Here is a 12,429-nt window from a genome sequence, read left to right as displayed (position 1 = left end):
ACGGGTGGGCTTCCGGCCATCCTCGCACGCACGGATGGCCAGGAGCGCCCCGGTTTCGCCCTCGGCGTCAGCCTCCGACCGAGATACGCCACGGGCCGTCCGCGCGGACGCGGAGGAGGCCGGGGCCGGTGACCGGGGCCAGCAGGTTGATGCTGCCGATCTCGTTGACCAGCAGGTCGCTCTCCTCCGGCCACTCGGGGTCGCCGGATTTGGTGAGGTGGTCCACGACCACGTTGTCCTCGCCCTGGAAAGCCACGCTGAGCACGCCGGCCGCGCCTTCGTAGAGCACCAGGTCGTGGCCGTAGCCGTCCAGCGCGGGCGTCAGCCGGCGGGCCTGGTGCAGCGGCAGCACGCGCAGCGTCCACGGCTCGTCGGCCTCCACCAGCAGGCCGAGCGGGCGGTCGCCGGGGGTGAGCGCCGCGGTGCGGGCGTGGACCTCGTCCAGGTAGCTCTCGAGGACATAGTCGCCCGAGGACCGGCCGTAGACGTCGAGGTTGCAGATGCTGGCGGAAGGGCTCCCGCTGCAGTGGAACTCCAGCACCACCCAGGCGCCGCGCGGCAGGCCGGGGTCGCAGGTGATCCGGTCCCGGCCGCGGCCCTGGTACATGAGCGGCGGGAAGTCGAGGGAGAGGTCGGCGAGGGCGGCGGCGTCCGCGGCGGCGGCGTGGGACAGGTGGGCGGGCGGGGCTTCGTACGGGGCCGAGGCCGGGGTCGGGGCCGGTGCGCCGAAGGCGCCGGGATACGGGTCGGGCGCCGGGGCGGCGAATCCGGTGGGCGGGGCGGCCTGCGGTGCCGGTGCCGGTGCCGGTGCCGGTGGCGGGATCGGGGCAGCGGGCGGGGCCGGGGCGGGCGGGGCGTCCCCGACGGATATGCCGAAGTCCGTCGCCAGTCCCTCCAGCCCCGTGGCGTAACCCTGGCCCACCGCGCGGAACTTCCACTCGCCCGCCCGGCGATAGAACTCGCCGAAGACATACGCCGTCTCCGTCGTCGCGTCCACGATGGCGAAGGACGCGACCGGCCGCCCGTTTGGCAGCGAGACCCAGACGTCGAGCCGCGGGATCCGCCCGAAGGTGCCGCCGTCGGCGGACGCGGCCACGACGACGCGCTCGATCCCCGGCTCGATTGCCCGCAGGTCCACCTGCAGCCAGTCGGCGGCCGTCGGCTCCTGCGCGCCACCGGACCTGCCGAGGTGGCGGACGCTGCGCGACGGGTGCTCGCGCTGGTTGTAGAAGACGAGGTCGTCGTCATTGCGGACGGTGCCCGACGCGTCGAGGAGGAGGGCGGAGACGTCGACGTCGGGCATCCCCGGGCCGTGCTGCCAGGTCACCGCGACCTGCAACTGGTCGACCGGGACAGGGAGGTTGGCTCCCTTGGTCATCTGGGTCATGGCGGGATTTTTACACGCCGATACGGCGGAATGTTCGATTCCATCACCAACAGAAACCAACAAAAGCGACGGGGCGGGCATCTGTCGAGATGTCCGCCCCGTCGCTTTTGTTTTGTGCCGGTCAGCCCTTGAGCTCCTGCGCCACCAGCTCGGCGATCTGGACCGCGTTCAGGGCGGCGCCCTTGCGGAGGTTGTCGCCTGAGAGGAAGAGGGCGAGGCCGTTTTCGGCGGTCTCGTCGTGACGGATCCGGCCGACGAGCGAGACGTCCTTGCCGGCGGCCGCCAGCGGCGTGGGGACCTCGGCGAGCTCGACGCCCTCGGCGGACCCCAGCAGCTCGGTGGCCCGCTCCGGGGACAGCGGCCGCGCGAAGCGGGCGTTGACCTGCAGCGAGTGGCCGGTGAAGACCGGGACGCGGACGCAGGTGCCGGAGACCTTGAGGTCCGGGATCTCGAGGATCTTGCGGCTCTCGTTGCGGAGCTTCTGCTCCTCGTCGGTCTCGTTCAGGCCGTCGTCGACGATGGAGCCGGCCATCGCGAGGACGTTGTACGCGATCGGCGCGACGTACTTCTCCGGCTCCGGGAAGTCGGCGGCGCCGCCGTCGCGGGTGAGCTTGGGCGCGTCCGCGCCGACCTTCTCGATCTGCCCGTACAGCTCCTCGACGCCGGCGAGGCCGGAGCCGGAGACGGCCTGGTACGTGGCGACGACGAGGGAGGTGAGGCCGGCCTCGGCGTGCAGCGGCTTCAGCACCGGCATCGCGGCCATCGTGGTGCAGTTCGGGTTCGCGATGATGCCCTTGGGGCGGTCCTTGATCGCGTGCGGGTTCACCTCGGAGACGACGAGGGGGACCTCGGGGTGGCGGCGCCAGGCGGAGGAGTTGTCGATCACGACCGGGCCCTGGGCGGCGACCTTCTCGGCGATGGCCTTGGAGGTGGCGCCGCCGGCGGAGAAGAGCACGATGTCCAGGCCGGAGTAGTCCGCCGTGGACGCGTCCTCGACCGTGATGTCCTGGCCCTTGAAGGGGATCGTTTTGCCGGCGGACCGGGCCGACGCGAAGAGCCGCAGCTCCGTCACGGGAAAGTCACGCTCGGCGAGGATGTCGCGCATCACGCCGCCGACCTGTCCGGTCGCTCCGACAATTCCGATCTTCATGGGTCTCCTTCTCCCGGTGGGAACGCCATCCATCATGCCGGGCGGTCCGGGGCACGTTCCAATCGTTTCGCCTGCCCGGGGGCGTACGCCGAGGAACTGAGACGCGCGCCACACGAGCGCCGGGCGCAAAACCTCACGCCCGCGACGCGCCCGGTCGGCGTGCGCCGCCCAGCAGCCTGCCCTTCGGCTTGTAGATGGTCAGGGCGGTGGCGGTCAGGAGCATGATGAGCTGGACGGTGACCGCGGTGACGTTGCGCCACTGCTGGCCGGAGGTGAGGGTGTCGTTCTCGTACGCGGCTGCCAGCGCCTCCGGCTGGAAGAGGGCGGCGCCGATGATGATGACGGAGAGGTTCAGCAGCAGCTTTCCGGCCGTCCAGACGTGCCGCAGCACGCCCCACTTGGTGCCGAGGCCCAGCAGGACGCCGGTGGCCAGGGCGGTCAGGCTGAGCGGAATGCCGCCGGTGTAGGTGAGCACGGTCATGAGCTCGTACGCGGTGTGCGCCATGTCCGCGTCGGCGCTGGTCGTCACGTACACATTCAGCGACGTCAGCGCCCACACCTCCCCCAGCAGCCCCACGGAGGCGATGACGTGGAGGGTGAGCACGAGCTTGCGGGTCGCGGGCCGCATCCGCCACGAGGGGCGTGCCATGGGGGCCGCGGTGGCTTCGGTGGTCATGCCGCCAAGCTCCCAAAAGGCGCGGCCCGGGTCGTCGCACCCGGGAAGGCCGCGGGCGTACTCCGCGGGGTGTACTCCCGTGGGAGCAAGGGCCGCCGGCGGCAGGCCTCAGCCGCTGAACCGCAGCAGCCGTGGCACCCGTATCGCCACCGTCGTCAGGAAGGCGACCAGGGCCAGGCTGCTGACCAGCGTGGTCGCCTGGACGCCGTACTCCTCGGCCAGCGCGCCCAGGCCCAGGGAGGCCACGGGGATCGCGCCGATGGCCAGTTCCTGGATGCCCAGCGCGCGGCCCTGGACCGAGGGGTCCGTGGTCATCAGGAGGAGGGTGGTCTGGAGGACGCCGAAGCTCGCGCTCAGGATGCCGATGCAGGCCATCAGGGCGTACGCCACCGGCACCGCGTCGGAGGCGGCGAAGAGGGCCCACAGGCCGCCCCATACCGCCGTGCCGATCACGAAGACGCCACCCTTGAAGCGGAAGTCGCCCATTCGCGCGATGATCAGCGAGCCCACCAGTCCGCCCACGCCGCTGCACGCCAGCAGCCAGCTCAGGCCCGTCGCGTCCAGCGACAGCTCATCCGCGAAGGCCGGCATGAAGCCCTGGAAGATCGGCCACAGGAGAATGTTCGTCGACAGGGTGACGCCCAGGACCGCCGCCGCAAGGCGGTTGGTGAGCACGGTGCGCAGGCCCGAGGTGAGCATCCGGGCCACCGACTCGCGGCCGCCACCCCCAGCCGGTGCCCCGCGGGCGGCAGCCCGCCCGCGTAGCGGCCACAGCGCCGCCAGCGACACCCCGTACCAGGCCGTCGAGATCCACAGCGACGCCTCCGCGCCGATCGCGCTGATCATCGCGCCGCCGATCGCGGGCCCCACCACCTGGGTCATGTTCATCGCCATCGCGTTCAGCGCGTTGGCGTTGGACAGGTTCTCCCGGCCCACCAGGTCCATCACCAGCGCCATCCGGGCCGGCTGGGAAGGGGACTGGGACAGGCCCAGCACCAGACCGCCGAGCAGGAGCAGCCAGTACGGGACGGTGTACAGCGACTCGGCCGCCGCCACCACCGACACCGCCACCAGCGCCCAGGTGCAGGCGACCATCAGCAGCCGCACCCGGTCGTAGCGGTCCGACAGGACCCCCGCGACCGGGCCGAGCAGCATCGGCGCCAGTCGTACGGACGTGAACAGGGCCAGCAGAAACTCCGAGTGCGTGGACTCGAAGACGAGCCAGCCCAGGATCAGGGTCTGGGTCCATGTTCCGCAGAAGAAGAACAGGTTGGAGCACCAGAGCCAGCGGAATCCCGGGCTGTCCCGCAGCGAGGAGAAGGCGCCCATCTACGACGTCGTGCGGCTGCCGAGCCGCTCCGCGGCCACGTACACCACCAGCGCCACCACCAGCCCGCTCACGGCGTCCGAGAACTGCGGTGCGTACCAGTGCACGAGGCCACCGACCAGCGCACCCGCCGCCCACGCCGTGAAGGCGGTCGGGCGGATGGCGGTCTCCCGGCGGCCTTCGAGGCCGCGCCGCAGCAGCACCTGGTCGGCGATCAGCACGCCGCCCAGCGGCGGGACGAAGACCGACAGGATGACCAGCCAGTCGAGGAAGTGGTTCCAGACGCCCGCCAGCGCGGCCACCGTGCCGATGACGCCCAGGATCAGCGTCATCAGCCGCATCTTCGTCTTGGTCAGCTGCGCCCAGCTGAGCGCCCCGTTGTAGAGGCAGTGGCTGCACACCGAGCCCAGGTTGACGAAGACGAAGATCGCGGCGAGGGCGTCCAGGACGATCCCGTGGCCGCCGGTCAGGATCGGCAGGAAGTTGCCGCCCACCGTCGCCGCCGAGGCGATCGCGCCGGCCGCCACCACGATGCCGCCGGTGAGCTGCGCGACCAGCGACGCCACCGGGAAGGCGGTGGCGGTCGCCAGGACCGCTTCCTTGCCGTTACGGGACCAGCGGGTGAAGTCCGCCGTCATCGTGCCCGAGTCGGCGAAGGTCGCCATGATCATGGAGACAGCCGCGCCGAAGGTGATCGCGCTGTCGCCCGCCACCCCCTGGTAGTCGAAGATCGCGCCGAGGCTGTGATCCCGCGCCACCAGGACGATGGCGATGACGCCGACGAGGATGAACAGCGGGGCCGCCACCGCGCCGAGCCAGGACAGCGCGCGGATGCCGAGATACGTAATGCCGATGAAGAGCACGCCCGCGATCACCGCCACCAGCTGCTCCTGCCAGCCGAAGGCCTGGTGCAGCGTGGCCCCGGTCGCGCCCGTGTTGAAGGCGAACCAGCCGACCACGACGGTGGCCAGGAAGCCGGAGGCGACGACGTAACCGATGCGGCCGAAGGTCTTCGTGGCCTGGAGCGCGAAGTTCTCGCCGGTCTGGCCGGAGCGGTAGCTGAGCAGCCCGACGTAGGCGAGCATCACCAGGTTCGCGACCATGATGGCGCCGAGGCCGCGCCAGAAGCCGAGCATGGCGACCACGACGCCGCCCGGGACGGCGTTGGTGAGGATCATCGGGAACCCGAACCACACCGCCGACACGGTCAGCAGCGACTTGCGGTGCTCCGGTGGTACGGGGCTGTGCTCGTATTCGGACTCGGCCGCCGCGGTGTCCGCGGTGGCGTCCACGCCGGCCATCAGCCGATGACCTCGGCCAGCGCGGCGGCGGCCTTCTCGAAGGCCTCGACGGGCGGGTTGACGACGCCGGCGCCGATCATGCCGATGCCCGCGTCCTTGTGGGCGATGGCGGTGTTGATGATCGGGAGGATGCCGGTGCCGAGGACCTTGCGTATGTCGATGCCCGTGGGGATGCCCTGGAAGTCGAGGGCCGGGATGGTGACGTTGGGGTTCTGGGCGGTGGTGATCTCGCCCATCTCCCGGGTGTACTGCATCGCCTCCTGCACCGTGCCGCCGACGAGCGCGACGATCGCGGGCGCGGCCGACATGGTGAAGCCGCCGAAGCCGTACGTCTCCGTGATGGCGGAGTCGCCGATGTCGCGCCCTGAGTCCTCGGGCCGGTAGCCGGCGAACATCGGGCCGACGACCGTACCGGCCGGTCCGGTGAACCACTGGTTGCCGGGCAGCCCGGAGACCCGGATGCCGAATTCGACGCCGTTACGGGCCATCGTCGTCACGACCGTCGAGCCCTCGATGCCGTGCGCGGCGTCCAGGGCGGCCTTCGCGGTGGCCATCCAGGTCGGTCCCGAGAAGTAGTCGGAGGAGGCGATGAAGTCGAAGACCTCCTTCTTCTGCTCCGTGGAGAAGGAGGTCTGCAGGATCGGCGCGGACAGCGCCTGCTGGAGCAGCAGCGTGCCGGCGATGTTGCGGTTGTGGCACTCGTCGCCCATGTGCAGCGCCTGCGCGAGCATCAGGCGCAGGTCGATCGGGCCGCCGATCTCCATGGCCTCCTTGAGGACCGGGCCGAGGACGTCGCGCATCCACACCAGCCGCTCGACGACGGAGTCGTCGTTGGCGCCCATCCGCAGGATCTTCGCCATCTGCTCGGAGAGGTTGGTGTACGCGTAGTTGCCGTACGTCTCGTTCTTGACGATGTGCATGTACATCGACGCGGAGGTGACGCCCGCCATCGAGCCGACGGCGTCGTGCTCGTGGCAGGGGGAGAAGGTGATCTCGCCGGAGGCGGCCAGGGTGGCGGCCTCGTCGAGGTCCTTGGCGAGGCCCTCGAAGACCAGGGCGCCGGTGACCGCGCCCTGCATCGGGCCGTTCATCCGGTCCCAGGTGATCGGCGGCCCCGAGTGCAGGATCGTCGTCGGGGTCATGCCGGGGACGACGTCGAGGGCGCGGCCGAAGCCGACCAGCATCGGCTGGGAGCTGGTGATGCGCTCGACGGCGAGCTGGTTGGCGGCCTCGGTCTTCGCGGCGGCCGCCGGGGCCTCCAGCGCGTCGAGGGCGGCGAGCACCTCGGGCTTGCCGCCGGCCGGCGGGGTCCAGTCGAGGGTGGTGACCTGGGCGCCCTGGGCGGCTATGTCGTCCTCGAACATGGCGAGGCCGACGTTGACGACGTTGAGGTCAGCGCCGAAGAGGGGGTTGGTGGTGCTCATGCGTGGGTGGCCTTCCGGGCGATGGCGCGGGCGTACTGGCCCGTCTCGGTGCTGCTGGCGGTGACGGTGACACCGGCCTCGGTGAGGGCGGCGACCTGGGCGTCGAGGGCGGGGGCGTCGCGGTCGGTGCCGAGGACGTACCCGACGATCTCCAGGTGGCGGCCGGCGTCGGCGGCGATCTGCTTGGCCTCCCGGATGGCGGGGAGGGTGACGCCGACCGGGTCCTCGTGGGAGCCGAAGCCGAGGATGAAGTCCATGACGATGACGGCGACCTCGGGGTCCCGGGCCTCCTCGGCGAGGCGGGCGAGGCGCAGCGACGGGTCGATCATCGGGTGCGGACGGCCGTTGGTGAACTCGTCGTCGCCGAAGTCGAGGAAGGTGTGCCCGGTGCTGGGGGCGTCGGCGGAGAGCTTGAAGGCCGGGTTCTTCTGGATGTTGGAGTAGACGGCGTCGGTGTCCTCGAGGAGGGCGTACACCGCCTCGTCGGTGAGGGTGCCGCCGCAGAAGAGGCCGCGGACGTAGCGCTGTTCGGCGCTCAGCTTCGTGACGACCTTGTCGATACGGGCGGCGTCGAGGTCGCCGGCGGTGGGTGTGAGGCCGGTCCCGAGCCGTACGGCCTGCACCGCCGCATCCTCGGAGCCGGTGGCGAAACGCCCGCCGGCCGCGACCACCGCCTCCTCGGAGCCGCCGACGAACCACACCACGACCGGCTTCCCGGCGGTGGCTATCTCTGCCAGGACCTTCTTCTCCACGGCCGCGGCCGGCGGCTTGGAGATGAGGACGATGACGGAGGTCGCCGGGTCGGCGGCGAGGGCCCGGATCCCGTCGATCATCATGATGCCGCCGACCTCTTCGCTGAGGTCGCGGCCGCCGGTGCCGATGAGCTGCGAGACCCCTGCCCCGAGCGCGTGCACCCGTACGGAGACCTCCTGCGAGCCCGTACCGGAGGCGGCGACGATGCCGACGGTGCCGGGGCGGACGGCGTTGGCGAAGCAGAGGCCGACGTTGTTGATGATGGCGGTGCCGCAGTCGGGGCCCATCATCAGCAGGCCCTTGTCGTGGGCGAGCCGCTTGAGGGCGACCTCCTCCTCGACCGGGACGTTGTCGCTGAAGAGCATCACGTTGAGGTCGTTCTCGAGCGCCTTGCGGGCCTCGCGCCCGGCGAAGGTGCCGTTGACCGCGATGACGGCGAGGTTGGCGTCCTTGCGGTCCTGCACGGCGGCCGCGATGGTCCGGTACGTAACGGCGCTGTCGCCGCCCGCCGGGGCCTTGCGGACGAGGAGGTCCTCGATGCCGGCGAGGATCGGGTCGGTGCCGGCGCCGTCGGCGGCCACCACCACGATCATGAGGTCGCCGGTGCCGGCCGCCTCCAGCTCGGGGGTGAGCAGGCCGAGATTGCCCAGCACCCCCTTGTTCATCTCCGTGCCCATGGCCACGAAGGCCTGCTCCACGCCGTCGAGGCCGTTGGCCTTCGTCGAAATGGCCATCAGGGATACGGAGTCGAAGTAGGTGTTCTTCTTCACGACCGCTGTGCTGCTCAAAGCGGACCTCGCAATTCTTTCTCCAGGTGCAGCCCGGTCACCAGACCGGACACGGTGTCGGTGCCAGAGGTGTGGCCGTGGGCCAACGCGCGGCGGACCGGGTCTTGGATGGTGTCGGCCGCGTGCGCCGGGTCCTGGCCGCGGGTGGCGGCGAGGGCGAACAGCACGTCGGCCAGGGCGGCGCGGACCCGCCCGGCGAGCGCTTCGCGCAGGGTCGTGACACTCAAGTGGGTGGTGCGGTCGGGCTGTTCGGCGAGGACGTCGCCGAGGGTTTGGGCGTACGGGCCGAGCCGGCTGCCGTCGATGGCGGAGAGGACGGCGAGGCCGGTGAGGAAGTCGTCGCCGGCGGGGGTGAGGCCGGGGCCGAGGCCGAGGAGGGCGAGGATGCCGGTGCGTATGCCGGCCGGGTCGCCGGTGCGTACGGCACGGGCGAGGGTCGCCCGGCCCTCGTCGAGCGCGGCGCAGACGACGGACTCCATGGGCCAGGCGCCTTCGGAGGGGCCGAGCATGCCGCCGGGGGAGCCGTGCTCGCGGGTGACGCGGTAGAGGGCGCGGGCGGCGACGGCCAGCTCGTCGGCGGTGAGGTCGGCGAGGGTCGTCGGCAGGGTGGTATGCCATTCCTTGGCGGCTTCGAGGTCGATCCGCAGGGCGGGGGAGGCGGCCGGGAGGGCGACCCGGCCCGGCGTGAATTCGACCGGCTGCCCGGCGTCCACGCCGCTGCCGGGCCAGTGGCCGATGTCGACGACGAGGGTCCAGGGAGCGTTGTCACCGTCCCGGGCGGCCAGGGACATCAGCCTGCCGTCCGGGAGCAGGAGATTGATCACACGCTGGAAGACGCTCTCCACCCGGCCGCGGCCGAGGGGGGCGCGCAGGTGCGCGAGGAGGGTGGCGTCGCCGGAGAGCGCGCTGAGCTCCGTATCTGTGCTGCGCACGGTCCTCACCGCCAGTCCTGTCCGCTCCGAATCCACATCGCTCAGATTGGTATACCATTTTTTGTCCCAAGAGCAATCCGGTCGGAGGAGAACTTCATGCGCATCGTCGTGGCCCTCGGTGGCAACGCACTGGCCCGACGGGGCGAGCCGATGACGGCCGACCACCTGCGGGCCAACGTCAAGGCCTCGATGGAGGCCCTCACCGCGCTCACCCGCGAGCACGAGGTGGTCATCACCCACGGCAACGGCCCGCAGGTGGGGCTCCTCGCCCTGCAGAACCTCGCGTACCAGGACGTGGCGGCGTATCCGCTGGACATCCTGGGCGCGGAGACGCAGGGGATGATCGGTTACGTCATCCAGCAGGAGCTCACGAACGCCATGGCGGGGGAGCGCGAGGTCGCCGCGGTCCTCACCACGACCGAGGTCGACGAGTCGGACCCCGCCTTCGACCGCCCGACCAAGCTGATCGGCCCGATGTACTCGGCGGAGGACGCGGCCGACGCCGCGGCGGAGTACCGCTGGACCATAGCCCGCGACGGCAAGGGCTTCCGCCGGGTGGTGCCGTCGCCGGAACCGCTGCGGATCATGCAGGCGCCGCTGGTCCGCGATTTGCTGGACGCCGGTCGCCTGGTCGTGTGCGTCGGGGGCGGCGGCGTGCCGGTGCGCACGGACGCCAAGGGCCGCCAGGTAGGCCTCCAGGCCGTGGTCGACAAGGACGCGGCGAGCGCGGCGCTGGCGGCGGACCTGGAGGCGGACATGCTGGTGATGCTCACCGACGGCGACTTCGTCAGCGAGAACTGGGGCACCCCGGAACAGCGCGACATCCTCACGGCCTCGGCAGACGCCATCGCCGAACTCTCCTTCGCGGAGGGCTCAATGAAGCCGAAGATCGACGCGGCGATCAGGGTGGCCAAGGCCGGCGGCCGGGTCCTGATCGGCCCGCTGGACCGCCTGGACGACCTGATGGCCAGGCGGGTGGGCACGGAGATCCGCCCGGACTTGACGGAGGGCATCATCTGGGCCTGAGACCGCCCACCGACCAGGCCAAAGCCCCGGCAGGCGGGCGCGCGGGGGACTACTCCTTGCCTCGCAAGTGGGCGGCGGCCGCGCTGCGCCCCGTCTCCAGGTGCTTCAGCACCAGCTCCTCCACCCGCGGCACGTCCCGCGCAGCGATCGCGTCGTAGAGCTCCTCGTGCTCCTCCGCCACCGCCATCAGGTCGTCGTGCCGGCTGAGCAGCCAGCGCATGCGGCTGCGCAGTGTGCGCTCCAGCTCCGTCAGGAGTTCGTTGTCCGCCAGGGCGGTTACCGTCTCGTGGAAGTCGGCCGCCGAGCGCCTCGCCTTTACCGCGTCGCCCTTGCCGGCCGCCGCCAGCTCCGCGTCCAGGTCCGCGCGCAGGCGCTCCAGGCCCTCTCGCGTGCCGCGCTGCGCCGCCAGGCGGAAGGTCAGCGTTTCCAGCGCCGAGCGCACCTCGTCCAGATCGGATACGTCGGTCGGGCTGAACTCCCGTACCACCGCCCAGGTCCGCGGCCGCGGCGTGACCAGGCCCTCGGTCACGAGCGCGCGCAGCGCCTCGCGGACGGGCAGGCGGCTGACGCCCAGCTCGGCCGCGACCTCGCGCTCGACGAGCTTGCTGCCCGGCTGCCGGACGCCGTCGATGATCTCGTCGCGCAACTGCCGGGTCACCCGGTCCGACTCGGGTTCAAAGGCTTCTGGACTTGCCATGCGTACATTCTGTCATCAGCCCACGACATTCGGGATTTTGGTATACCAGAGAGAGCCCGCATCATCCGATCGGTTGACGCAATCCCCTCCGGATCAACGACCCGAACGCCCACGAACCACCCCGACCATGGACGTACGGTCCCTCAGCCACCCCACAGAGAAGAGGAACCCCATGTCCTCGACCCGACGCATCCGAAGCAGCCGCAGCGCCCGCCGCACCACCCTCCTCCTCGCCTCCCTCGCCGGATCCGCCCTGCTCGCGACCGCCTGCAGCACGCCCTCTGAAGCCGAGGAGCGCCCGAAGGCGGCCGCCTCCCAGTCCTCCGAGTCCGGCAGCGACGCCGGCCCCTCCGCCGGCAAGAGCAAGGAAGCCGACCCGGGCGCGAGCAAGGACCTCCTCAAGGCCGCGGAGAAGGGTGACGCCGACGCCGTTCGGGATGCCATCGAGCGTGGTGCCGATCTGGAGACCCGTGACGGCGAGCGCCACACGCCGCTGCTGCTCGCCTCCACCGGCGACCACGTCGAGGCCGCGAAGGTGCTCGTCGAGGAGGGCGCCGACCCCGACGCCGTGGACCACCAGCAGGACACCCCGTGGCTCGTCACCGGCGTGACCGGCAGCGCCGAGATGGCCCGGGTGCTCGCCGAGGCCGACCCGGACTACAAGCTCCTCAACCGCTACGGCGGCACCTCGCTCATCCCGGCGGGCGAGCACGGCCACGTCGAGTACATCCGCGAGGTCACCACCAACCCGAAGATCGACGTCGACATCGATCACGTCAACAACCTCGGCTGGACCGCCCTGCTTGAGGCCGTCATCCTCGGCGACGGCGGCGAGCGCCACCAGGAGACCGTGAAGCTCCTCCTCGAAGGCGGCGCCGACAAGTCCATCGAGGACAAGAACGGCGTGACCGCCCTCGAACACGCCGAGGACAAGGGACAGGACGAGATCGCCGAGCTGCTCCGCTAGG

At 71.1% G+C, this 12,429-nt stretch carries 11 protein-coding genes; 2 read left to right on the top strand and 9 right to left on the bottom strand.

The genetic code is table 11. The features are described 5' to 3' along the window. Positions 1-67: 67 nt before the first annotated feature. From ACNNMR_RS14180 to ACNNMR_RS14145, 8 genes are all read right to left on the bottom strand, one after another. Positions 68-1,387, bottom strand: coding sequence for a TerD family protein (locus tag ACNNMR_RS14180; RefSeq protein ID WP_419994958.1), 1,320 nt, complete (start codon positions 1,385-1,387; stop codon positions 68-70). A 121-nt stretch (positions 1,388-1,508) separates the two neighbouring features. Further along, on the bottom strand, positions 1,509-2,537 hold the full coding sequence (locus ACNNMR_RS14175) for an aspartate-semialdehyde dehydrogenase (RefSeq protein ID WP_419994957.1): 1,029 nt from the start codon (positions 2,535-2,537) through the stop codon (positions 1,509-1,511). A 133-nt stretch (positions 2,538-2,670) separates the two neighbouring features. After that, a complete protein-coding gene (locus tag ACNNMR_RS14170; RefSeq protein ID WP_419994956.1) occupies positions 2,671-3,213 on the bottom strand; it encodes a hypothetical protein in 543 nt (180 codons plus the stop codon). Positions 3,214-3,321: 108 nt separating this feature from the next. Beyond that, positions 3,322-4,542, bottom strand: coding sequence for an MFS transporter (locus ACNNMR_RS14165; protein WP_419994955.1), 1,221 nt, complete (start codon positions 4,540-4,542; stop codon positions 3,322-3,324). Then, positions 4,543-5,841, bottom strand: a complete 1,299-nt coding sequence (locus ACNNMR_RS14160; protein WP_419994954.1) for a purine-cytosine permease family protein — start codon at positions 5,839-5,841, stop codon at positions 4,543-4,545. Beyond that, positions 5,841-7,265, bottom strand: coding sequence for a DUF1116 domain-containing protein (locus ACNNMR_RS14155; protein WP_419994953.1), 1,425 nt, complete (start codon positions 7,263-7,265; stop codon positions 5,841-5,843). Before ACNNMR_RS14155 ends, ACNNMR_RS14160 begins: the two co-directional genes overlap by 1 nt. Continuing rightward, entirely contained in the window at positions 7,262-8,806 is a 1,545-nt protein-coding gene (fdrA, locus tag ACNNMR_RS14150) for an acyl-CoA synthetase FdrA (protein WP_419994952.1), read from the bottom strand. Before fdrA ends, ACNNMR_RS14155 begins: the two co-directional genes overlap by 4 nt. Continuing rightward, a complete protein-coding gene (locus ACNNMR_RS14145; RefSeq protein WP_419994951.1) occupies positions 8,803-9,738 on the bottom strand; it encodes a DUF2877 domain-containing protein in 936 nt (311 codons plus the stop codon). Before ACNNMR_RS14145 ends, fdrA begins: the two co-directional genes overlap by 4 nt. Positions 9,739-9,834: 96 nt before the next feature. Here ACNNMR_RS14145 and ACNNMR_RS14140 point away from each other — a divergent pair, with 96 nt between their 5' ends. After that, positions 9,835-10,764: a carbamate kinase gene (locus tag ACNNMR_RS14140; RefSeq protein ID WP_419994950.1), complete on the top strand. Its 930-nt coding sequence runs from the start codon at positions 9,835-9,837 to the stop codon at positions 10,762-10,764. Between the two features lie 49 nt (positions 10,765-10,813). On the opposite strand, the gene ACNNMR_RS14135 is transcribed toward ACNNMR_RS14140, so the two are convergent. Beyond that, positions 10,814-11,461, bottom strand: a complete 648-nt coding sequence (locus tag ACNNMR_RS14135; RefSeq protein ID WP_419994949.1) for a GntR family transcriptional regulator — start codon at positions 11,459-11,461, stop codon at positions 10,814-10,816. A gap of 253 nt (positions 11,462-11,714) precedes the next feature. Here ACNNMR_RS14135 and ACNNMR_RS14130 point away from each other — a divergent pair, with 253 nt between their 5' ends. After that, on the top strand, positions 11,715-12,428 hold the full coding sequence (locus ACNNMR_RS14130) for an ankyrin repeat domain-containing protein (RefSeq protein ID WP_420000358.1): 714 nt from the start codon (positions 11,715-11,717) through the stop codon (positions 12,426-12,428). The last annotated feature ends 1 nt before the right edge of the window (position 12,429 follow it).

The sequence above is a fragment of the Streptomyces boninensis genome, assembly GCF_048572725.1.
Lineage (GTDB): Bacteria > Actinomycetota > Actinomycetes > Streptomycetales > Streptomycetaceae > Streptomyces > Streptomyces boninensis.
The sequence above is the reverse complement of the archived record's forward strand: the minus strand, read 5'-3'. Positions and strand labels throughout refer to the sequence as shown.

Bases quoted from the DNA above. Each gene is read 5' to 3' on its own strand.
- ACNNMR_RS14170 (WP_419994956.1), bottom strand. From the start codon at position 3,213: ATGACCACCGAAGCCACCGCGGCCCCCATGGCACGCCCCTCGTGGCGG.
- ACNNMR_RS14165 (WP_419994955.1), bottom strand. From the start codon at position 4,542: ATGGGCGCCTTCTCCTCGCTGCGGGACAGCCCGGGATTCCGCTGGCTC.
- ACNNMR_RS14160 (WP_419994954.1), bottom strand. From the start codon at position 5,841: ATGGCCGGCGTGGACGCCACCGCGGACACCGCGGCGGCCGAGTCCGAA.
- ACNNMR_RS14155 (WP_419994953.1), bottom strand. From the start codon at position 7,265: ATGAGCACCACCAACCCCCTCTTCGGCGCTGACCTCAACGTCGTCAAC.
- ACNNMR_RS14180 (WP_419994958.1), bottom strand. From the start codon at position 1,387: ATGACCCAGATGACCAAGGGAGCCAACCTCCCTGTCCCGGTCGACCAG.
- ACNNMR_RS14175 (WP_419994957.1), bottom strand. From the start codon at position 2,537: ATGAAGATCGGAATTGTCGGAGCGACCGGACAGGTCGGCGGCGTGATG.
- ACNNMR_RS14140 (WP_419994950.1), top strand. From the start codon at position 9,835: ATGCGCATCGTCGTGGCCCTCGGTGGCAACGCACTGGCCCGACGGGGC.
- ACNNMR_RS14135 (WP_419994949.1), bottom strand. From the start codon at position 11,461: ATGGCAAGTCCAGAAGCCTTTGAACCCGAGTCGGACCGGGTGACCCGG.